General features: G+C 66.3%; 18 protein-coding genes. 9 read left to right on the top strand and 9 right to left on the bottom strand.

All coding sequences use genetic code 11. The features are described from left to right. Nucleotides 1–19: 19 nt before the first annotated feature. Together V1Y59_RS19730 and V1Y59_RS19725 are read right to left on the bottom strand one after the other, a co-directional pair. Nucleotides 20–1,048: a polysaccharide deacetylase family protein gene (locus V1Y59_RS19730; protein ID WP_330506749.1), complete on the bottom strand. Its 1,029-nt coding sequence runs from the start codon at nucleotides 1,046–1,048 to the stop codon at nucleotides 20–22. Further along, nucleotides 1,035–2,222: a methyltransferase domain-containing protein gene (locus V1Y59_RS19725; RefSeq protein ID WP_330506748.1), complete on the bottom strand. Its 1,188-nt coding sequence runs from the start codon at nucleotides 2,220–2,222 to the stop codon at nucleotides 1,035–1,037. Before V1Y59_RS19725 ends, V1Y59_RS19730 begins: the two co-directional genes overlap by 14 nt. 286 nt (nucleotides 2,223–2,508) lie before the next feature. Between V1Y59_RS19725 and V1Y59_RS19720 the strand changes: the two genes are divergently transcribed. Continuing rightward, the gene (locus tag V1Y59_RS19720) at nucleotides 2,509–3,945 is read left to right on the top strand and encodes a CYTH and CHAD domain-containing protein (RefSeq protein ID WP_330506747.1); all 1,437 of its coding nucleotides are present in this window, start codon (nucleotides 2,509–2,511) and stop codon (nucleotides 3,943–3,945) included. A 61-nt stretch (nucleotides 3,946–4,006) separates the two neighbouring features. Here the strand turns inward: V1Y59_RS19720 and V1Y59_RS19715 are convergent, their stop codons facing one another. After that, complete coding sequence (locus V1Y59_RS19715) at nucleotides 4,007–6,244, bottom strand: NADP-dependent isocitrate dehydrogenase (protein ID WP_330506746.1); 2,238 nt, start codon at nucleotides 6,242–6,244, stop codon at nucleotides 4,007–4,009. 140 nt (nucleotides 6,245–6,384) lie between these two features. Further along, a complete protein-coding gene (locus V1Y59_RS19710) occupies nucleotides 6,385–7,722 on the bottom strand; it encodes an NAD(P)H-binding protein (protein ID WP_330506745.1) in 1,338 nt (445 codons plus the stop codon). A gap of 125 nt (nucleotides 7,723–7,847) precedes the next feature. Between V1Y59_RS19710 and V1Y59_RS19705 the strand changes: the two genes are divergently transcribed. The 4 genes from V1Y59_RS19705 to V1Y59_RS19690 all read left to right on the top strand — a co-directional run bounded on the left by V1Y59_RS19705 (nucleotide 7,848) and on the right by V1Y59_RS19690 (nucleotide 10,383). After that, a complete protein-coding gene (locus V1Y59_RS19705; protein WP_330506744.1) occupies nucleotides 7,848–8,177 on the top strand; it encodes a DUF2795 domain-containing protein in 330 nt (109 codons plus the stop codon). Nucleotides 8,178–8,347: 170 nt separating this feature from the next. Next, complete coding sequence (locus V1Y59_RS19700) at nucleotides 8,348–8,647, top strand: DUF1540 domain-containing protein (RefSeq protein ID WP_330431898.1); 300 nt, start codon at nucleotides 8,348–8,350, stop codon at nucleotides 8,645–8,647. A 186-nt stretch (nucleotides 8,648–8,833) separates the two neighbouring features. Next, nucleotides 8,834–9,241: a YciI family protein gene (locus V1Y59_RS19695; protein ID WP_330506743.1), complete on the top strand. Its 408-nt coding sequence runs from the start codon at nucleotides 8,834–8,836 to the stop codon at nucleotides 9,239–9,241. Further along, complete coding sequence (locus tag V1Y59_RS19690) at nucleotides 9,238–10,383, top strand: RNA polymerase sigma factor (protein WP_330506742.1); 1,146 nt, start codon at nucleotides 9,238–9,240, stop codon at nucleotides 10,381–10,383. Before V1Y59_RS19695 ends, V1Y59_RS19690 begins: the two co-directional genes overlap by 4 nt. Before the next feature lie 13 nt (nucleotides 10,384–10,396). On the opposite strand, the gene trxA is transcribed toward V1Y59_RS19690, so the two are convergent. Both trxA and V1Y59_RS19680 read right to left on the bottom strand, forming a co-directional pair. After that, nucleotides 10,397–10,774, bottom strand: coding sequence for a thioredoxin (trxA, locus tag V1Y59_RS19685; protein WP_330506741.1), 378 nt, complete (start codon nucleotides 10,772–10,774; stop codon nucleotides 10,397–10,399). Between the two features lie 135 nt (nucleotides 10,775–10,909). Beyond that, a complete protein-coding gene (locus V1Y59_RS19680) occupies nucleotides 10,910–11,770 on the bottom strand; it encodes an LLM class F420-dependent oxidoreductase (RefSeq protein ID WP_330506740.1) in 861 nt (286 codons plus the stop codon). 163 nt (nucleotides 11,771–11,933) lie between these two features. Here V1Y59_RS19680 and V1Y59_RS19675 point away from each other — a divergent pair, with 163 nt between their 5' ends. Then, nucleotides 11,934–12,926 carry an alpha/beta hydrolase gene (locus tag V1Y59_RS19675; RefSeq protein WP_330506739.1) on the top strand — a complete coding sequence of 331 codons (993 nt, stop codon included), beginning with the start codon at nucleotides 11,934–11,936 and terminating at the stop codon, nucleotides 12,924–12,926. Then, entirely contained in the window at nucleotides 12,919–14,505 is a 1,587-nt protein-coding gene (locus V1Y59_RS19670; protein ID WP_330506738.1) for a flavin-containing monooxygenase, read from the top strand. The genes V1Y59_RS19675 and V1Y59_RS19670 overlap by 8 nt, the downstream gene beginning before the upstream one ends. 61 nt (nucleotides 14,506–14,566) lie before the next feature. Here V1Y59_RS19670 and V1Y59_RS19665 read toward each other — a convergent pair whose 3' ends face one another. Continuing rightward, on the bottom strand, nucleotides 14,567–15,643 hold the full coding sequence (locus V1Y59_RS19665) for an AraC family transcriptional regulator (protein WP_330506774.1): 1,077 nt from the start codon (nucleotides 15,641–15,643) through the stop codon (nucleotides 14,567–14,569). 313 nt (nucleotides 15,644–15,956) lie between these two features. Between V1Y59_RS19665 and V1Y59_RS19660 the strand changes: the two genes are divergently transcribed. Both V1Y59_RS19660 and fadD5 read left to right on the top strand, forming a co-directional pair. Further along, a complete protein-coding gene (locus V1Y59_RS19660) occupies nucleotides 15,957–17,372 on the top strand; it encodes an aldehyde dehydrogenase family protein (protein ID WP_330506737.1) in 1,416 nt (471 codons plus the stop codon). Nucleotides 17,373–17,507: 135 nt separating this feature from the next. Continuing rightward, nucleotides 17,508–19,121, top strand: coding sequence for a fatty-acid--CoA ligase FadD5 (fadD5, locus tag V1Y59_RS19655; RefSeq protein ID WP_330506736.1), 1,614 nt, complete (start codon nucleotides 17,508–17,510; stop codon nucleotides 19,119–19,121). 70 nt (nucleotides 19,122–19,191) lie between these two features. Here the strand turns inward: fadD5 and V1Y59_RS19650 are convergent, their stop codons facing one another. Both V1Y59_RS19650 and V1Y59_RS19645 read right to left on the bottom strand, forming a co-directional pair. Beyond that, complete coding sequence (locus tag V1Y59_RS19650; protein ID WP_330506735.1) at nucleotides 19,192–20,919, bottom strand: hypothetical protein; 1,728 nt, start codon at nucleotides 20,917–20,919, stop codon at nucleotides 19,192–19,194. A 107-nt stretch (nucleotides 20,920–21,026) separates the two neighbouring features. Then, nucleotides 21,027–21,872, bottom strand: a complete 846-nt coding sequence (locus tag V1Y59_RS19645; RefSeq protein WP_330506734.1) for a 3-hydroxybutyryl-CoA dehydrogenase — start codon at nucleotides 21,870–21,872, stop codon at nucleotides 21,027–21,029. Between the last annotated feature and the right edge of the window lie 352 nt (nucleotides 21,873–22,224).

Raw genomic sequence — 22,224 nt, 5'->3', positions numbered from 1 at the left:
TCGCGACGGTGGCGTTGAGCTACGGCGCGGCGAGCAGGCGGTGGTCGTCGCGCAACCACCTCGCGAATCGGTCGCCGTCCATGTCGGTCGCGTGCAGTCGCGGTAGGACCCGCCGGTCGTCGGCAAGGGTGGCGGGCAGGGGAACGCTGGTGCAGGCCAGTTCGACTCCGAGTTCGCCGACGGTGCGGATCGCGCTGCGATCGAAGCGACCGAACGGGTAGGAGAACCGGGTGACCTGACTGTCGGCGAGTTCCGCCACCCGCCGATGACCCTCCACGATCTGCTCGGTCTGCATCTCCGGAGCCAGATCGGTCAGCGACGCATGGTCAAGCGTGTGACTGCCGACGGTGATCAGCGGGTGCGCGGCGAATCGTGCGAACTGTTCGGGGTCCATCGGCCGACGTGCCGCGGGCGCCTCGACGGGCCGTCCCGCCCACGCCAGGAGGTGATCGACCGCCGCGTCCTGCTCGGCGGGCTCCAAGACGACGATGGCGTCCCAGAGCGTCCGGAAGAGCTGTTGGCGCGGGGTCGGTCGGTCGTGCCCGTCGGCCCGCCACCCAGCATTCGCGACGGTGGCGCCGGCTGCCTCGTGCAGGGTGTACGTCTGCGGTCCGCTGCCGAAAGGGAAGTGGAGAACCTCGGGGAGAGCCGCGTCGTGCAGCACGGCACGATCCACCGCGTCCCACCAGAATTCACGGGTGCGGCCCACGGCCCGGCCGACGAGGAACAAGGTGGCGGGGATCTCGTACCGTTCCAGCACCGGCAAAGCGGCGGTCATGTTGTCGACGTACCCGTCGTCGAAGGTGACCGCGATCTGCCGGCCTGCCCGCGTGTACGCCGTTTCGTCGGCAAACGCACCGAGATCGACCGCTGCACGTGCGTCGGCGAGCACGGCCATCTGTTCGGCAAACGCTTCCGGGGTCACGCAGATGGCCCACGGGTCGCAGACCTCCGCGCAGATGCGGTGATACATCAGCACCCCACCGCGTCGCCGCCATCGGCGGGCCCGCACCTTGAGCGCCCACCGTATGTCGCTACTTCTCCACATGGAGAACGGTCGTCGTTCCCGTGCCGCCGGGAGTGTCGACGAGTTCTTCATGCACGGTCATCCCGGCGAGATGGCTCAGGAGTTCTTCCCGCGGAAGCTGCAAGACCGGCGTCGGCTGCTCGTCATCGAGTCGCAACTCGCTGTCGCCGAGGGGAATCGAGATCACGAGCACCATGCGTTTGCCGAATGAGCGCACCGCATCACCGAGGATCCGGCGCCAGTCCCAATGGTGTTCGAGCACCTTGCTCACGTACAGGCAATCCGCGTCGACCTCGCCGTCCGGTAGTACCCCGGCCCGGCTATCCCAGATCGCGATGTCGTCACTGACGTCGCGGAGGAAGTCCATTCCGGGTTGTTCGCTCGGAAGCTCCTGTGAGACAGGCGAAGTGCCATTGCCTCCGGCTACGGACCGGCGCTGTCCGGCATCGGCCGTCCGGGCCACCATCGTGACGATGACGGGGTATTCGGGGTCGATCACATCCAGTTCGCTACGACGCAGTTCCCGGTCGGAGATGCCCTGGAGGAACGAGGTGGCGGCCAGTACGTTGCCGAACGTGCGGACGTCGACGGCGCCCGGCGGGAACACCGAGCCGAACAGCCGCCTCGCCGACAACTCGGTGAACGACCAGTACCAGGTGGAGTTCCACACCGGGTCGCCGATCTGGCTGATTCCAGGGGCGGTGCACAGTAGTACCCCGCCCGGCTTGAGGATTCGGTAGATGGTGCGCAGCGCGGCTTTGGTGTCGTAGATGAACTGCAGCGTCTGCGTCATGATGATGCAGTCGTAGGTGTTGCTCGGCACCTGCGGCGCATCGGTCAGATCCGCGACGTAGGTGGCATCCGTGACGTCATCGACGTGCAGCATGTCCGATCGCGTCACGCTGTTTCCGAAGGTCTCGGTGTAGGTTCGTTCGCCGATCTCCAGCACATTCCCGGTGATCAGGTCACCATGCGCCGCAAGGAAACTCTCCACGTAGTATCGGTCGACGGGCCGACCGCGGGCGTACCCGTACTCGCGGCAGATCGGCTCGACGCGCCGGAGGTCACCGAACCGGACCTTGCCGACGCGAGGCCGCTGTCGTCTGTCGTTGAGGATGCGCAATGCGCGTCGATACCCGTCGTCACCGAGGACAGCGCGGGCGACCGTGGTCCGGCTGCGTTGCAGAATCGTCATCGTCATTTCCGTTCCGTGGCGGCCGGTGGGACCGGCCCGGCGGTTGCCCTCCTGTGGGCCAACAGACGATGACACTACCCTGTGAGTTAGGTATGGCTTACCTGTGGGCCTGCACTGGCTTCGCCGCCGCGACGCAGAATGCGCGGACCGTTTGTGTCGCGGTTCACGGTTGGTGTTCCGCGAGATGTCCAGCAGATGCCGATCCCAAGTGTGACAACCCATCTCGAATGTTTGGATTGCCGACTCCCGGTGAACTCCGTATGAAGGGGAGAGGAGTTGATGTGCGATGCAGAGTCACGTGGAACGCGAGACGAAGTGGGATGTCGAACCGGATGTCCCGTTGACCTTCGACGTGAAGACCGGCGCCGACCAGGGCGTGGAGACGGTCGAACTGACGAACACCTATTACGACACCGATGATCTCGATCTGTTGAACCACGGAGTCACGCTGCGCTACCGCGAGGGTGACGAGAGTGATCACGGATGGCAGGTCAAGGTGCCCACGGACGAGGGCCGGATCGAGTCGACGTTCGACGGCGACTCGACGACGGTACCGACCGAGGTGGCTGACATGCTGTGGGGTCTGCGTCTGGGCAGAGACCTGGGCGTCGCCGCCATCATCCACACCCGTCGCACCCGACATCGCCACCTCGACGCCAAGGGCCGGCTGCGCTACGAGATCGCCGACGACACGGTGTCGGCGACCGTACCCGGCCCCGTCGCCACGGCGACGACATGGCGCGAGATCGAGGTGGAACTCGGACCGCAGTCACGCGACATTCCCAAGTCGGTCCGCAAACGGTTGCTCGACGTGGGCGCACGCCCGGCGGACGCCGCCACCAAGTTGGCTCGCGCAGTGGGATATACCCCGCTCGACACCCCGCGACGCGGATCAGCCGCGTCCGATGCGGTTGCCCGATACATGCGGACACAGCTCGCGGCGATCTTCGCCGGCGACGTCGCACTGAGGTTGGGCGAGGACCCGATCCACGACACGCGCGTGGCGATCCGTCGTCTGCGCAGCACCCTGCGTACGTCGGCGAAGCTGTTCGACGCGGAGCTGATCGCCGGTGCCGACGACGAACTCAAGTGGTTCGCGGGTCTACTCGGCGAGGTACGCGACCGGCAAGTACAACGGGCGCGGTTCGTCCGGGCACTCGACGCCATCCCGGCCGAAATGGTGCTCGGTCCGGTGGGGAAGAAGATCGACGACGAGCTCGCCGCCGAGCAGGACGAGCATCGGGCGAAGGTGACCGAGGCGATGGTGTCGGACCGCTACCGGGACATGCTGGAGATGTTGGTCGCATGGGATCGCGCGTTGCCGTTCGTCGATACCGAGGTACGGACGAAGCAGCTACGGAAGATCGTCGCGCGCGCCGATCGCAAGGCCGACAAACGACTGACCGAGGCGGTCGCCACCGGCATCCCCGAGGACCTCCACCGGGCCCGGAAAGCAGCCAAACGCGCCCGCTACGCCAGCGAACTCGGACGCCCGGTGTTGGGCAAGAAGCAGGGGAAGGCGCAGGTCAAGAAGTACAAGAAGATCCAGACAATCCTGGGCGAGCACCAGGATGCCGCGGTCGCCGCCGAATCGCTGCGGAAGCTGGGAGCCCGAGCCGGCGTACGCCGCGGGGAGAACGGATTCACCTACGGCATGCTGTATCAGCGCGAACTCGCTGCCGCCGAGGCCGCCCGCGCGAAGGTCATCGCACGCAGACGCTGATCAAGACCGAAACAACGTGGGGCGTATCGGAACTCCGATACGCCCCACGTCACGTTCGATCTCAGTCGCGTGCCGCTGACAGAGCGTCGTTGAAGGTCTTGCTCGGCCGCATCACCGCCGCGGCCTTGTCCGGGACCGGGAAGTAGTAGCCGCCGATGTCGGCCGCTTCTCCCTGCGCACCGTTGAGTTCCTTGACGATGGTGTCCTCGTTGTCGGCGAGGGCCTGCGCGAGGGTGGTGAACCGGTCACGCAGTTCCTCGTCCTCGGTCTGCGCCGCGAGTTCCTGCGCCCAGTACATGGCGAGGTAGAACTGGCTTCCCCGGTTGTCGAGCTCACCGGTGGTACGCGAGGGCCCCTTGTCGTTCTCGAGCAGTTTGCCGGTCGCGGTGTCCAACGTCTTGGCCAGGATCGTGGCCCGCTTGTCGTCGGCCTTCTTGCCCAGATCCTCCAGGCTGACGGCGAGTGCGAGGAACTCACCGAGCGAATCCCAGCGGAGATGATTCTCCTCGAGCAGCTGCTTGACGTGCTTGGGTGCCGAGCCTCCCGCGCCCGTCTCGTACAGACCCCCGCCGGCCATCAGCGGAACGATCGACAGCATCTTGGCGCTGGTGCCGAGTTCGAGGATGGGGAAGAGGTCGGTGAGATAGTCGCGCAGGATGTTGCCGGTCGCCGAGATCGTGTCCAGGCCACGGATGACCCGCTCGAGGGTGTACCGCATCGCGCGGACCTGCGACATGATCTGGATGTCGAGGCCCTCGGTGTCGTGGTCGGGGAGGTACTTGTGCACCTTCTTGATCAACTCGTTCTCGTGCGGACGGTACGGGTCCAGCCAGAACAGCACCGGCATTCCCGAGTCGCGGCACCGCGTGACGGCGAGTTTCACCCAGTCCTGGATCGGCGCGTCCTTGACGATGCACAGACGCCAGATGTCGCCCTCTTCGACCGTCTGCGTCAGCAGCACCTCGCCGGTCTCGAGGTCGGTGATGTTGGCCGTGCCGCCCTGTGGGACCTCGAAGGTCTTGTCGTGGGAGCCGTATTCCTCGGCCTTCTGCGCCATCAGCCCGACGTTCGGCACCGTGCCCATCGTCGTCGGGTCGAACGCGCCGTTGGTCTTGCAGAAGTTGATCATCTCCTGATAGATCCGGGAGAACGTCGACTCCGGGTTGACCGCCTTGGTGTCCTTCATACGTCCGTCGGCGCCGTACATCTTGCCGCCGGCGCGGATCATGGCCGGCATCGACGCGTCGACGATCACGTCGCTGGGTGAGTGGAAGTTGGAGATGCCACGCGCCGAATCGACCATCGCGAGCTCCGGCCGGTGCTCGTGGCACTTGTGCAGGTCGTCGATGATCTCTTCGCGCTGCGCACTCGGCAGCGACTCGATCTTGCTGTACAGATCGGACAGACCGTTGTTGACGTTCACACCCAGGTCGTCGAACAGGTCTCCGTGCTTGGCGAAAGCATCCTTGTAGAACACCTTGACCGCGTGGCCGAAGACGATCGGATGCGAGACCCGCATCATGGTCGCCTTCACGTGGAGCGAGAACATCACCCCCGTCTTGTAGGCATCCTCGATCTGTTCCTCGTAGAACTTGACGAGCGCCTTCTTGCTCATGAACATGCTGTCGATGACATCGCCGTCGGTGAGGGTCACCTTGGGCTTGAGGACGAGCGTCTCACCGGAGTCGGTGATCAACTCCATCTTGACCTCACGGTCGCCCTCGACGGTCATCGACTTCTCACCGTGGTAGAAATCGCCCTCGGTCATGTGTGCGACGTGCGTGCGTGAGGCCATCGACCATTCACCCATGCTGTGCGGGTGCTTGCGGGCGTACTCCTTGACGGCCTTGGGGGCGCGTCGATCGGAGTTGCCCTCACGCAGCACCGGGTTCACCGCGCTGCCCAGGCACTTGGTGTACCGGTCGCGGATCTCCTGCTCCTCATCGGTCTTCGGGCTACCGGGGAAGTCGGGCAGGTCGTAGCCCTTCTCCTTCAGCTCTTTGATCGCGGCCAGCAACTGGGGCACCGAGGCGGAGATGTTGGGCAGTTTGATGATGTTCGTCTCGGGCCGCTGCGTCAGCTTGCCGAGTTCACCCAGGTTGTCGGGGAGGCGCTGCTCCTCGGTCAGGTAATCCGGGAACTCGGCGAGGATACGCGCGGCCACAGAGATGTCGCTGGTCTCGACGTTGATGTCGGCGGCGTCGGCAAACGCGCGGATCACCGGCAAGAAGGCATAGGTCGCGAGCATCGGCGCCTCGTCGGTCAGCGTGTAGATGATTGTCGGCTTCTCCGCGCTCATGATTCTCTTCTCAACTCCAGTTCTTGGTCGCGTCTGCGGTGTGTGCGAGATTTTGTCCCGGCGTTACCAGTATCACGTCGGTGGTGGCGTTGTGTGCACCGACCGGTTCAGAGAAATCCTTTCGCCCTCGGGTCTGGGCGTCATCGGAACGGGTCTGCCCGGCCGATCCCCAGCCTGCGCAGGGGCGTGCCGAGCCGCCAATACAGCAAACCACCGAGCCCCCGCGGGAAGAACGTGGACGTGGAGGTGATCTCGACCACGTCGTCGTCGGCGGTGCTCTGTCCGGTCAGCGTGTGGTCGACGAAGGCGAGGCCGGGGAGTCCGTCGTCCTTACGGACGCGGAGCCGGGTGGGTCGGTCTGCTTCGACGAGGTCCCATCCGGCCCCCACCGACCGTCGGATTCGCTGCCACTCGTCATCGATCGGACGCTTCACCACCTCGCGCTCGACCAACTCGAACCTCTCCTCCCCGGCCCAGGGCGGATCGGTTGGCAGCGGTTCGGCCGCGGGGGTGGCGGCGGTGGCGTTCGACCAATCGACCGCGCCGCACCCACGGGCCACCCGGTCGAGGGTGGACTCGAGTGCGGTGCGGTACGACATCAAGCCTCCGGTCGGCGCGGGTATCACGTCGTCGATGTCGTGGTCGCGGCAGACCGCGTCACATTCGAGGGACTCGATCAGTGGTCGGGCGATCTTGCCGCGGATGGGTGTGACGAAGCGGACCCACCGGCTCGCGATTGTCGGTGTGAGGAACGGCAGGACGATCATCTGACGGCGGGGCAGTCCCGCCACCTCGGCGTAGATCTGCATCATGTCGCCGTACTCGAGAACGTCCGGGCCACCGATGTCCCAGGTCCGCGACTCGGGTACGCGGGCGGTGGCCGCCTCGACGAGATAGTGCAACGCGTCTTCGACGGCGATCGGTTGGATGGTGTTGTGCACCCACCTGGGGGTGGTCATCGCGGGTAGACGTTCGGTGAGATGCCGGATCAACTCGAACGAGGCGGAACCCGACCCGATCAGCGTCCCGGCCTGCAACGCGATGGTCTCGACCGCCGAGTCGATGAGGATCTGACCGACCTCGGCACGCGACGCGAGGTGCTCGGACAACTCGACGCCCTCGGGATGCAACCCACCGAGGTACACGATGCGCGACACGCCGCATGCCCGGGCGGCGGCGACCACGTTCTCGGCGGAGCGACGTTCCTCCGCGGCGAAATCGGCATCGGTGCTCATCGAATGCACCAGGTGATAGACGACATCGACGTCCGCGAATGCCGCTTCGAGCGAGGCACGGTCGGAGAGGTCGCCGCGCACGACGTCGACGTGGGGGTTGTCCGTCCACGGTGCGCCGGCAACCTTCGACGGGGTCCTGGCGAGGGCCCGCACGCGATGCCCGCGAGCGAGCAGTCGTGGGACGAGTCGCCCGCCGACGTAACCGGTGGCGCCCGTGACGAGGCACCGTCGCGTGTCGTTCACCCCTCCCACAGTACGGGCGCGTTCCGTCGACCTCGTTGAGGTTTCGGGCGCCGTCGGACGTGGTAGCTCGGTGGGGTACGTGAATGTCACCGGGCGCCTTCGGGCGCGGGAAGTGAGGGAGATCGATGACCACGACGACCCGGACACGAGTGCTCAAGGAAGCCCTCGACGCCGTCGATTACCCGGCAGACAAGGAGCAACTGCTCGCCGAGGCCGAGCGTGCAGGCGCCGGCCCCCACACGATTCGCGCCCTGCGCAGCATTCCGCTCGAGACCTATCAGAACTTCGCCGAGGTGTCGGCCGCAGTTCCGGTGGACGACACCACCGCCGAGCAATCCGCGTCCGACAAGGCTCAGCAGCACCGGCACCACACCATGGACGGGCTCGCTGCCGGCGAACGCGAGGTTCCGGTGAATCCGATCGTCGACGAGCTCGGCGAGAACCGCGGCAGTTGACCGCGTCCGCCAGATCGTCGCCGTGAATGGGAACGAAAAGGGTTGCCTCAGTTAACTATCCGATGGATGAGGGCAGGCTCAACTTGCTGGCGCAGGGTGCTGTACGACCCTAGGCTGATCGGTAGGCGTCCACGTGGCGCCGGCCCAGCACCTTCAGCCCAGGAGTGAGTATGGCCACCCTCGAAATGCCGCATGTCACCGAATGCACGGTCACTGCGTGTTCCTACAATCACGACGGTTGCCACGCCTTCGCGATCAATGTCGCCGGCCACAACGGCACCGCCGACTGCGCGACGTTCATACCCTTGTCCACCCGGGGTGGACTCGACGTCGTGTCGCCACAGGTGGGCGCGTGTCAGCGTGCCGACTGCGTTCACAACGAGAATCTCGAGTGCACCGCAGCCGCCGTTCGGATCGGTGCCGGTGAGAGTTCAGACACCGCCAACTGCCTGACGTACAGCACCCGCTGATCTCCAATAGTCGCGCAACCTCTGCCGCCGCAGTCCCGGATTCGGGGCTGCGGCGGTTGTGGTTTTGGGCGATGCGATTCGGAAGATCTCGACTCTTGCCGACGATCCTGTCGAGAATGTGGTGATGGCTCCGTCCCAGGGGTACGAGCGGTCACCCGGGCCGTACGACCAGAAGGAGAAGCGACCATGAAGTACCTACTGCTCAAGCACTATCGTGGCGGGCCGACACCGACCGTCGATTTCCCGCCGATGGACCAGTGGGCACCCGACGAGGTGAACGCGCACATCCAGTTCATGCGCGACTTCTCGGACCGTCTGGAGAAGTCCGGAGAGATGGTCGATGCGCAGGCGTTGGCACCGGATGGCGCTTTCGTGCGCTACGACGGAGAAGGCCGTCCGCCGGTCACCGACGGGCCTTTCGCCGAGACCAAGGACCTCATCGCCGGCTGGATGGTGATCGACGTCGACTCATGGGATCGTGCGCTCGAACTGGCCGGCGAGCTGTCGGCAGCACCGGGCCCCGGTGGCGAACCGATTCACGAGTGGTTGGAGGTGCGGCCGTTCCTCTCGGCACCGCCGACGGTGACCGAGTGAACGAGTCCCTGCTGCGGGACCTGGTGCCCGCGGTGATCGGTGTCCTCGTCCGGCGCGGCGCAGATTTCGCGTCGGCCGAGGACGCCGTTCAGGACGCACTGATCCGGGCACTGCAGACCTGGCCGCAGGATCCGCCGCGCGACGAGAAGGCGTGGCTGATCTCGGTGGCCTGGCGGAAGTTTCTCGACGCGACGCGAAGCGAGACAGCCAGGCTGAACCGGGAGTTCGTCGTCGACATGGAACCTGCGGCGGGCCCGGTGCCCACCGCCGACGACACCCTGCACCTGTACTTCCTCTGTGCGCATCCGACCTTGCCGCCGCAATCGGCCACCGCATTGACCCTCCGGGCGGTGGGTGGACTGACCACGCGGCAGATCGCCGAAGCGTATCTCGTCCCCGAATCGACCATGGCACAACGGATCAGCCGCGCCAAACGCAAGCTCTCCGGGTTGCCCCTCGACACCCCCGGCGATCTGCGAACCGTCCTGACAGTGCTCTACCTGGTGTTCAATGAGGGATACGGCGGTGACGTCGACCTCGCATCGGAGGCGATCCGCCTGACCCGTCAACTCTTCGCAGTAGCCGACCACCCCGAGATCGCCGGCCTGCTCGCCCTGATGCTGCTGCACCATTCACGGCGCGCATCACGCGTCGTCGATGGCGACCGTCTCGTACCCCTCGCGCATCAGGACCGATCGCTGTGGGACACCACCGAGATCGCCGAGGGGGTGACGATTCTGCAGACCGCACTGGCCCGCGACCGCCTCGGCGAGTATCAGGCGCAGGCTGCGATCGCCGCGCTCCACGCCGACGCCCCGAGCACCGCGGAAACGGACTGGGTGCAGATCGTGGAGTGGTACGACGAGTTGCTCGCACTCACCGACAGTCCGGTGGTGCGGCTCAACCGAGCTGTGGCCGTGGGGGAGGCCGACGGCGCGGCGGCAGGTCTCGCGGCGCTGGCCGAGGTGCCGCGCGACCTGCCGCGTCGCGTCGCCGCATCCGCCTACCTGCACGAACGAGCCGGAAACATCAGCGCGGCGGCCGAACTCTACGCGGAGGCCGCCCGCGCTGCCCAGAGCGTCGCCGAGCGCGACCATCTGACGCGGGAGGCCGCCCGGCTACGCCACTCGTCGGGTGCCTGACGACACCGGGACACTAACTGCCGGACTGATCCTGCTCTGCTGCGGCGATCTCGGCCCGCACCTGATCCATGTCGAGGCCGCGCACCGCACCGATCAGTTCGTCGAGCTGGGCTGCCGGGAGCGCACCTGCCTGATTGAAGACCAGCACGCCGTCGCGGAACGCCATCAGCGTGGGGATCGACCGGATCCCGAAACCCGAGGCGAGTTGCTGCTCGGCCTCCGTGTCGACCTTGCCGAACACGATGTCGGTGTTGGCCTCGGCTGCCTTCTCGAACACCGGCGCGAACATCTTGCATGGACCGCACCATCCCGCCCAGAAGTCGAGCATGACGATGCCCTCCTGGCCGATGGTGTCCTGCAGGTTGTCGAGTGTTATCTCACGTGTGCTCATGCCCGGTTCAATGCATGTATCTCGGGGATATTCCCGACGCCATCGCGAACGCGCAGCTTTCTGACATCCGCTCAGGCTGCAACCTGCGCGGATGTCAGGTGGCCGCGCGTTCGGCGCACCGGCTTTCGCTGGCCGCTAGCGCAACGCGTCGGCCAACCGCCGCCACTGCTCGCGCGGCAGCGCACGCAGATCGTCGGCCAGTACCTGCACGCACACATGGTCGGCGCCGGCGTCACGATGTTCGGTGATACGACCCAGGACCGCCGACTCGTCGCCCCACACGATGATCGCGTCGAACAGCTTGTCGCTGACCGTTTCGAGGTCCTCGTCGGTGAATCCGAGTCGCCGGAGATTGTTGGCATAGTTCGGCATGGCGAGGTAGCCGCGCAGCCATTTGGTGCCGATCGAGCGTGCTTCCTCGCGATCGGTGGTCAAGATGGCGGTCTGCTCCGGGGCGAGTAGCGGCCCGGTTCCCAGCGCCTCGCGGGCGATGGCGGTGTGTGACGGTGTCACGAGATACGGGTGGGCGCCACGGCTGCGTTCCGCGGCGAGGTCGAGCATCTTCGGCCCCAGCGCGGCGAGCACGCGGCTGTCGGCCGGGACCGGCTGAGCTGCGTCGTCGAGTCCGTCCAGGAACGCCTTGGTGGTCGCCAGCGGCTTGCGGTATCGGCCCGCCTCCTGAGCGTCGATCAGCGGGGCGTGACTGATGCCGAGCCCGAGGAGGAAACGGTCACCGTGTTCGCCGGTGAGGCGTGCATGGGCGGCGGCGACGTCGCCCGGTTCGTGCATCCACATGTTGAGGATGCCGGTGGCGATCACCGACTTCTTCGTCGCCCCCAACAGGTTGGCGACCGAGTCGAGGACCGGACCGCCGACGTCCGGAATCCACAGCGCGGTGAAGCCCAGCTCGTCGAGCTCGGCGGCCGCCTCGGCCGCCTCGCCCGGATCCCCATAGCGCAGTGGCGAACTCCAGATTCCTACCCCGTTGAGATTCATGCCTCGACCCTACATAGCCATCGCAACGTGGCCCGAACTACCGACTTTTGGCCGTTTCTGTGCTGTCGGCACGTGACCGCGAACCCATACCTTGGGTACGTGACCGAGGTCACAGGCGTTGCGGAGGTCCGGGGCGCCCGATCGACGAGGGAGAGAAGAACGCATGCCACTCGAACCGGTATCGCAGGGTCTACTGCAACAACTCGCCGAGGAGCGACAACCCCCGATCAGTGAACAGACACCGGCACTGGCCCGAATGACCGGGCCGATCTTCGCCGGCATGAGTGGGCGCGGCCCCGAGGTGGCTGCGGTACGCAACGTCAAACTCGAGGGCGTCGACGGCGAACGGTTCCGCGTCCGGGCGCTGATCCCGGAAGGGGAGCCACAGTCGGTCATCGTCTATTTCCACGGTGGCGGCTGGGTCCTCGGCGACATCGACCTGCAGTACGACCACCTGGGCCGCGACCTGGCGAACCGGACGCAGTCGACGGTCGTGCTCGTCAACTACCGCAAGGCCCCGGAACACCGGTTCCCGACGGCCATCGATGACAGCTACATCGGTTTGTGCTGGGCGGCCGAGCACGCGTCGGAGTTCGCCGAACCCGGCGCGCCCCTGATCGTCGCGGGCGACAGCGCGGGCGGCAACATAGCCGCGGTCATGACGCTGTGGGCGCGTGATCGCGAGGGCCCTCGTATCGACTATCAGGCCTTGGTCTATCCGGTCACCGACTGCGACGTCGACACGCCCTCCTACGTCGACCCGGAGAACCAGCTGATGTTGAGCCGGGACACCATGATCTGGTTCTGGGACCACTATCTGCCCGATCGCGATGTCCGTACCCATCCCGACGCCTCCCCGCTGCGAGCTCCCGATCTCTCCGGTCTGCCACCCGCGCTGGTGTATGTGTGCCAATACGATCCGCTGCACGACGAAGGCGTGGCATACGCCCGTGCGCTCGAGGGGGCCGGTGTCCCGGTCACGTTGGCCGAGGCCGAGGGGCAGATGCACATCTACTTCCAGATGGCGAACATTCTGCCCGGCTACGAGACCGGGATGCGGCTCGTTTCCGAGCACATCCGCGCCTTCATCGACCACCACTCTTCCACCGCACCGGGCGCGACATCAGCGCAGAAGGAGGCAACCAGCGATGCCTGACCGCGACGTACTCATCATCGGCGCCGGGTTCTCCGGTCTCTATCAGCTGCACAAGCTCCGGCAGCTCGGTTTCGACGCGCACGTCGTCGAGACCGGGCCACAGGTGGGCGGTACGTGGTACTGGAATCGTTACCCGGGGGCGCGGTGCGACATCGAATCCATCGGCTACTCCTACTCGTTCGATCCCGAGCTACAGCAGGAATGGAACTGGTCCGAACGGTATGCCGCCCAACCCGAGATCCTGGCCTACCTCGAACATGTCGCCGAGCGGCTCGATCTGCGCAAGGACATCACCTTCGACACCCGGGTGCAGTCCCTGGTGTTCGACGACGCCGACGACTGCTGGACCGCCACCACCGACAACGGATCGACGATCACCGCACGATTCGTGGTCGCGGCCACCGGATGCCTGTCGAAGCCGTTGACGCCCACGTTCGACGGGCTCGACGACTTCACCGGCGATGTCCACTGGACGTGGGATTGGCCCGCCGGGGGCGCTGATCTCGCCGGCAAACGGGTCGCGGTCGTGGGGACGGGATCGTCGGGGGTGCAGACCATCACGGCGATCGCACCCACCGTCGGGTCGTTGACGGTGTTCCAGCGGACGCCGACCTATGCCGTACCGGCGCAGAACCGCCGGATCGACGAAGAACTGGCAGCGCTGAAGACGCACTACGACGACTTCAGAGCCGAGAGTCGGCTGTCGGTTGGCGGATTTCCCTGCGGTGACGAACTGCCGCCGTTCTTCGAGGATCTCGACGACGCACGTATCCGGACGGAACTCGAGGTGCGATATGACAACGGCGGCTTGTGTTTTCAGCAGTCGTTCCGCGACCTGCTGCAGAACGAGGAGGCCAACGCCCGCGCCGCCGAGTACGTACGCAACCGCATCAGCGAGAAGGTCGACGATCCGGCGGTGGCCGAGAAGTTGACACCGCGGACCTATCCGATCGCCGCCAAGCGGATGTGCGTGGACACCGGCTACTACGAGGTCTACAACCAGGACAACGTGGCGCTGATCGACGTCAACGAGCAGCCGATACGGCGCATCACCTCCCGGGGCATCCTCGCCGGCGACACCGAGCACGAGTTCGACGTGATCATCCTGGCCACCGGATTCGACGCGATGACCGGGGCGCTCGAGTCGATCGACATCCGGCACGGCGCACAGACGCTGCGCGACAAGTGGTCCGACGGTCCGCGCACGTACCTGGGCCTCATGTCGGCAGGCTTCCCGAACCTGTTCACGGTCACCGGACCGCAGAGCCCCTCGGTCCTGTCGAACATGGTCACGTCGATCGAGACGCACGTGGAGTGGATCAGCGCCGCGCTCGAGTTCCTGCGCGAGAACGGACTCACGCGCATCGAACCGGATGTGGCCGCCGAGGACAACTGGGTCAACACCACCAACGATGCCGCCGATCTCACGCTGCTCGGCCAGGCGCCCTCCTGGTACATGGGAGCCAACGTGCCCGGCAAACCGCGTGCCGCACTGCCGTTCGTGGGAGGTGTGGGCACCTACCAGCAGATCCTCGACGGCGTGGCGGTCACCGGATACCACGGCTTCGAGCTGGTTTGAGAGGCACCATCATTCGGCGTCCGATCCCTGCGACAACGTGGCGGGGATCGGACGCTGCCGGTCATCGGCCCTGCGACGACCCCGCCCAGCGCCGCATCGCCCGCGAGAAGCTCGACCAGTCCCGGTAGCCGAGACGCTCGGCGATCTGTGTGCGTGGCAGTGTCGTGTCCCGCATCAGATCGTGGGCGAGGCCACGACGCACGTCGTCGTGGATCGCACGGTAGGAGGTGCCCTCCCGGGTAAGCGCCCGGCGCAGCGTACGCGCCGAGTAGTGCAGGTCGGCCGCACACGCCTCCAGGGTGCAGTCCAGCGACGGCCGGTCGACCAGGTAGGCGCGCACGCGGCCGGCGATTCCGTTGGCGTGCAACCGTTCCGCGCGTAGGCGCTCGCATTGCTCGATGAAGACGGCAGCGGTGTGCGGGTTGGCCATCGGGAGCGGAAGATCCAGGTACGAGCGATCGAAGATCAGTTCGCTGCGCTCGCAGCCGAATCTGACCGGGACCTCGAAGACGTCCTGGTAGGCCATCCGTGCGGCCGCGCCGTCGACACGGTGGCCGAAGCGCACTTCGCGTAGCGGCGCCACGCCGGTGCCGGCGAACAGTTCGCGCTGCATCTGCACACTTGCGGCCAGGTCCCGCTCGATGACGAAGGGCGCGAGATCGTCGGGGACGCCGTCGGTGCGGGCGACGAGCGACCAGCGGTCGTCGCCGACGAGTTCTCCCGTCATGGTGGCGAAGGCGAACGTCAACGGCGAATACCTCAGGCCGCACCGCACCATGTCGGAGACCACCTCGCAGGCCTGCAACAGATACCCGTAGTAGCCGTACGACGTCAGGTGGTACTCACGACCGATCTCGGCGCCGGCCGCCGGATGGCCTGCGAAGGCGGCGAGCAGATTGCGGATGACCACGATCTCCTGCTGCGCCTCGATCAGAATCGTCGAATCCCGCAGCGACTCGGAGGTCAAGCCGCTGCCGCGCAGCAACTGCTCGGGCGCGCATCCGCCCTCCTGCGCCCATTCGCAGATGATGGCCACGCCGGCAGTCGTCCGGGGGTGGTCCCAGGGGTCCGGCATCCGCGCGAACACGATGTCGTCGGGTTCGGAGTCATACCGTCCCCCGTCCGCCTCGACGGTCATCGTCACGCTGCGATCCCTTCCTCCACCTTAGCCCTGCCGTGTGATCAGTATCACGACGATCTACCCCGAGGGCAATGACCCGGCGTGCTCACCTGCAGATATGGGACGGGCGACCCAGTCGTCGGTGGCCGCAATTGTCTGGCTTCTGGCCCCGGATGGCATGTCGCCGTCCCGACGACCGACCCTACGCTCATTCATGACCGTAGTGATAGGTATCACATACGGCCAACGGGATCGTTGAGGTCACACGGGGTCGCCGGGCACCGAGTGTTCTGAGCACGCGTGACCCACGAGGACTGCTGAGGAGCTCATCATGCGCACACACAAGGATCACTACATCAACGGCCAGTGGGTGCCGTCCACCGGCAGTTCGCTCCTGCCGGTGACCAATCCGGCCACCGACGAGGTCATCGCCGAGGTGGCCGCCGGCTCTCCCGACGACGTCGACCGAGCGGTCGCCGCCGCGCGAGGCGCATTCGACGACTGGTCGGCGACACCGGTTTCCGAGCGTGCACGCTACCTCGGCGCCATCGCACAGGCCCTCACCGAACGCGCCGAGGAGCTGGCAGAACTGATCTCCAGTGAGATGGGCTCGCCGCTGTCGTTCGCCCGCGCGGCGCAGGTCCCGCTGCCGATCAACAGCTTCGCCAAGGCCTCGGCCATCCTTTCCGAGTTCGAGTTCGAACAGGAGTACCGGGGTTCGAGGATCGTTCGGGAACCCTACGGCGTCGTCGGGGCGATCACCCCGTGGAACTATCCACTGCACCAGATCGCCCTCAAGGCGGCGTACGGCATGGCGGCGGGTAACACCGTCGTGGTCAAGCCGAGCGAGAACACGCCGCTGAATGCCATCGTGTTGGCCGAGATCGTCGAGGCCGCAGGCCTTCCGGCGGGTGTGTTCAACGTGGTGTTCGGGACCGGGCCCGAGGTCGGTGAGGCCATCGCATCCCATCCCGACATCGATCTGGTCAGCTTCACCGGGTCCACCCGCGCCGGCCGTCGGGTGAGTGAGCTCGCCTCCGGGACGATCAAACGCGTCAGTCTCGAACTCGGGGGCAAGAGCCCCAACGTCCTGCTCGACGACGCCGACCTGACGGCCGCGGTGCCCGCCGCGGTCCAGGCCGCGATGCTCAACTCCGGCCAGACCTGTTCGGCGCTGACCCGTCTGCTGGTGCCGCGGTCGAAGCTCACCGAGGTGGAGAACATCGCCAAGGCGGTCATCGAGTCGATCCCCGTCGGCGACCCGACCGACGAGACCACCGTGCTCGGACCGTTGTCGTCGCGCACGCAGCAGGAGCGGGTGCTCGGATACATCCGCAAGGGCATCGACGAAGGGGCGCGGGTCGTCACCGGCGGACAGACCGAGCCCGGCGAGGGTGACGGCGCGTTCGTGCAGCCGACGATCTTCTCCGACGTGACGCGCGAGATGACCATCCACCGCGAGGAGATCTTCGGTCCCGTGCTCGCCATCGAGCCCTATGACACCGAGGACGAGGCGATCGAGATCGCCAACGACACCATCTACGGCCTCGCGGGCGGCGTGTGGTCGGGCTCGACCGAGCGCGCGCAACAGGTCGCGCGCAGGATCCGGGCCGGCCAGATCGCCGTCAATGACGCCGGGATGAATCTCGATGCGCCGTTCGGCGGTTACAAGCAATCCGGGATCGGCCGGGAAGCAGGACAATTCGGCCTCGAAGAGTTCCTCGAGGTCAAATCCATCCAGGGCTGAGACCGGCCGTCGGAAGCCGCGAATAGGCGATTCGTCTCCGGGGGACAGGCACCGCGACCTACTGTGTGGTCGAGGCCACATTCTCCGGCGTCCGACGGCCCGGACATTTCTGACGACGACAGGGGAGCAGACGCGATGACCACGACCGCGGACGGAGCGACCACCGAGCTGACCACCGAGCCGATGCGTTCTCGCCGCAACCATTGGAACAATCAGATCCGTCGGCACGCATTCATGACGCCCGACGCGGTCGCGGTGAAGTACCTGGACACGGCGACGACCTGGCGCGAACTCGACGAACGAACCCATGCGTTCGCCGCCGCGCTGTATCGCCGAGGTGTCCGTTTCGGCGATCGAGTCCTGATGGCAATGCTCAACCGTACGGAGTACATCGAGGCAGTCCTCGGCGCCAACTTGATCGGGGCCATCCCGGTTCCGGTCAACATCAGGATGAGTCCGGCAGAGGTCGCCTTCCTGCTCGATGACAGCGGGGCCACGGCGATCGTCACCGAGTCGATGCTCGCTCCGTTGGTGGATGCGGCCGCGGCGTCGACCTCGGGGGTGGAGTCGACGATCGTGGTCGACCGCGCCGGCGACGACTCCCATCACCTCGACTACGAAACCCTCCTCGCCGAGGATCCGTCCGACCTTCCCGAGATCGATGTCCCCGAGGACACCGTGGCGCTCATCATGTACACGTCGGGCACCACCGGAAAGCCCAAGGGCGCCATGCTGACCCATCAGAACCTGCAGGCGCAGGCGATGACCGTGATCGCCACCGCCGGGGAGAGCAGCGAGGACGACGTCGCCTCGATCGTGCCGCCGATCTTCCATATCGCGGGTGTCGCGGCCTTCGCGCCTGTCTTCTACCGCGGCGTGCGGTCGGTGATCCATCCGCTCGGCGCCTTCGACGCCGACGACATGCTCGACACCCTCGAACGCGAGGGCACCACATCGGTGTTCATGGTGCCGGCGCAATGGCAGGCAGTGTGCGCCGCGCAGAAGGCGCGGCAACGCGAACTGAAACTGCGGACGATCAGCTGGGGGGCGGCACCGGCCTCGGACAGTGTGCTCAATGCGATGAGCGAGAGCTTTCCCGCCGCCCTCAACATGACCGCGTTCGGGCAGACCGAGATGTCGCCGGTCACCTGCATCCTCGAAGGCAAGGACGCGATCCGCAAGATCGGGTCGGTCGGCAAGGTGGTTCCGGCCGTGACCGCCCGCATCGTCGACCCGATGATGAACGACGTGAAGCGCGGAGAGGTCGGCGAGATCGTCTACCGCGGGCCGAATCTGATGAAGGGCTACTGGCAGAATCCGCAGGGCACCGCGGACGCCTTCCGCGGCGGGTGGTTCCACTCCGGCGACCTGGTCCGCGAGGACGAGGAGGGTTTCCTCTATGTGGTGGATCGCGCCAAGGACATGATCATCTCCGGCGGTGAGAACATCTATTGCGCCGAGGTGGAGAACGTGTTGTTCGGGCACGACAAGATCACCGAGGCCGCGGTCATCGGCCGCGCCGACGACAAGTGGGGCGAGATCCCGGTCGCCGTGGTCGTTCTCGCCGAAGGCGTCGATGATTTGACGCTGGCCGACCTCGAGCAGTATCTGAACGAGAATCTCGCCCGGTTCAAGCAGCCCAAGGACCTCGTCATCGTCGACGAACTGCCCCGCAACGCCGGCGGCAAGGTGGTCAAGCCCAAGTTGCGTGACGCCTACGGCAGCAAGGACGCGGGGCTCGCGCACTGACCGATCCCCGCACCGGCTCGGTCGCCCACGTGGTTGCCAACCAATGGTCGGGTCGGGTCAGGCGTGCGGATCAGGGGGTGCGGATCGCGAAGTCCGCCAGCAGCGCCGACACCTGTTCGGGCCGTCCATTGTTCTGCTGCTGCGCGGCCGTGAGGACGTCGAGGTGGTTGTATCCGTGCAACCGGATCGGGACGTCGCCCGGGATTCCCGAGCCCTCGAGACCCGTGTTGGTTCCGCTCACCCCTTGCACGGTCAGTACCGGACGTCGGGCGGCGCCGTCGCGATAGATGTGGTGGCGCGCGATCGAGGGTGCCGTGGGCTGGGCGAGGTCGACGGTGATCGCCGTGGGGAAGTACCACTCGGTGAAATCCAGCGGGGGTTCGGTCAGACTGCGCACGAGTTGCCGGATCGATGTCACCTCCTCGCTGGGGTCGGTGTACTCGTTCGCCGCCATGGCGTCGTAGTCGGCCCAGGTGTACACGACGCGGGGGTCGCCGTAGCTCGTCGGTGCGGCCTTGCGGTCGTCGCCGAAGGCCGCGCCCAATGCCGGGACCGCCCGCACCACATCACCGGGCAGCGGAAAGGTCTTGTCCTGCACCGGTCCCTGACCGATGAATCCGACGCTCGTCTGCAGGAAGCCGAGCGGCTGGGAGTTGTCGTCGAGCAACGCGCCGACGACGGCGTCGTTGGTCGCGTACAGGGTACGGATGTCGGGTGTCCCGGTGGCCGCCATCGCCGCGTCCTTCGACAGCAACGCGCGCAACGTCGCATCGAAGTTCAGGCTGCGGGGCAACCTCTCGACGATGTCGTTGACCCCCGTCGGGTCGAGGCGGGCCGCGAGTCCGGCCATCGCGAGCAGATTCGTCGTCTCGGGGTTGATCACCGCAGGCAGCTGCAACACCGGATACACCCCGGTCAACGCACCTGTGGCTGCGGCGACGGGCTCGGCGAGCAGGGGCGGTATCTCCGGTGTCGGAGCACCCGGGAACGGATTCGGCGAGCCGGCCCGGATGACGGTGTCCAGTGCGAACCAGCCGGCGCACTGATTGAAGCCGGTGTCGTCGGTCGTCGCGCGGTTGCCATCGAAGTCCCAGTTCGCGAAGTATCCGGTGAGGAAACCGCCGAGCGAGTGGCCGCCGCACAGCACCTTGCGCTGGCGCATGCGCTGATCCGGCAGTTCACGGCGGAGGAGGTCGTACTGGTCGCGCAGTGTCTGCGTCAGGCGGACGTCACCGAGCCATGCGGTGCGCGCGCCGTCGGCGAATCCGGCGAAACGCCGACCATCGGCGGTGCCGCCGTGGAAGTAGTAGTCCGTGGCGATGTCGAGGTCGCGTGCGCGGAGCGCCGCCTGGGTTCCGGTGTGGTCCTCGAGGCAGTTGGACCGTCGGTCCAGGGCCCAGAATTCGATGTGGTGACCTTTGCCGGCGGCAGCCGAAACGGTGTTGCGGGCGACGGATTCGAATGCGGAGGCGCCTTCGAAAATGCCCGGCTGCGCGACCAGGATCCGGTCCGCGTCGACCGAATCCGCCGGTCCGTCGGCCGCGCGGTACCGCAGATACGAGAGCCGATCACACTCGGGCGGATGACTTTTGGCGCCGGGCGGCAGCGGCGCGGACACCGAGACCACCGACGCCACGACGTCGGTCACCGGCGACGATGAGGACACCGCACGTTCGGTCCGGTTCGGTGCGGCTCCTGCGACCACGTCGAGACCCGCGAACCCGAGCGCCACCGCCAGGGACACCACCAACGGTCGTGTCCACTTCCGGCGGTGGCCGCCCCCGGTCCCATGCCCCATGCGCGGTGAATCTAACACCGTTCGGAACACCAGGACGACGAATCCCGAACTCGCTTGTGCGGCTTGAGGATCGGCGGCCGTGTCGGGCGGCCGTGTCGGGTGCCGGCTCAGTAGTCGTAGAACCCCTTGCCGGCCTTCTTGCCGAGGTATCCGGCCTCGACCATCCGCTGCAACAGGGGCGGCGGCGCCAGGTGCGGCTCCCGAAATTCCTGATACAGCGACTCGGTGACGTCGAGGATGACGTCGAGGCCGATGGTGTCGGTCAGCGTCAGCGGTCCCATCGGGTGGGCACAGCCGTTGATCATGCCGGTGTCGATGTCCTCTTTGGATGCGTAGCCGCTCTCGTACATGCGGATGGCGCTCACCAGGTAGGGGACAAGCAGGGCGTTGACGACGAAACCGCCACGGTCACCCGCCTGGATGGTCTTCTTGCCGAGATGATCGCGGGCGTAGGTGGTGACGGTCTCGATGGCCTGCGGTGAACTCGCGAGACTGGCGATGATCTCGACCAGCGGCATCACCGGGACCGGGTTGAAGAAGTGGACACCCACCACCCGGGAGGGGTCGGCAACATCCTTGGCGACCCTGATGATCGGGATCGACGACGTGTTGGTCGCCAGAATCGCGTCCGGTGCGGTGACCTTGTCGAGCTCGGCGAAGAACCCGACCTTCAGCGATTCGATCTCGGGCAGCGCCTCGATGACCAGTTCGCGCTCACCGAAGTCCTTGACCGCGGTCGTCAGGTGAAGACGGGACAGTGCCTGCTGCGCATCATCCTCGGTGATCTTCGCCTTCGATACGCCGCGTGCCAGCGACTTCTCGATCCGCTGACGTGCGGCGTCGGCCGCGGCATCGTCGCGTTCGAGGACGAGGACGTCGTCACCGGCGCGAATCGCTACCTCGGCGATTCCGGCTCCCATGGTGCCGCCGCCGACCACTCCCAGCTGTGTCATGCATTCTCTCCAGATCTCGAGGATGGGTCGTGGCCAGGATAGACGGGCGGCGTCATCCGCCCGATCGGCGATCGGGCGATCCCGTCGGTGGGTCGACCCGGCACGCCCCGGGCCGGCCGGCTCCGGCTACTTGTCCTCAGAACCGCAGGTGCAATTCGCGCCGCACGTGCAGTTCTCCCCGCACGTGCAGTTCGGGTTGTCGCACCCGGGCAGCGGTGTACTCGTCCCATTCATAGGCTCAAGCTTATGGGTCGTCTTCCCATGGGTCGAACCCGCCGAGACCGATCTGGGAGAAGGCGCGGACTCCGGCCGATATCCCGCGACGGCGCGATTCCGGGGTGCACTGTGGGAA

Source organism: Gordonia prachuapensis, from assembly GCF_036350515.1.
Classification (GTDB): Bacteria; Actinomycetota; Actinomycetes; order Mycobacteriales; family Mycobacteriaceae; genus Gordonia; species Gordonia prachuapensis.
This window is presented reverse-complemented; position numbering and strand designations above follow the sequence as displayed.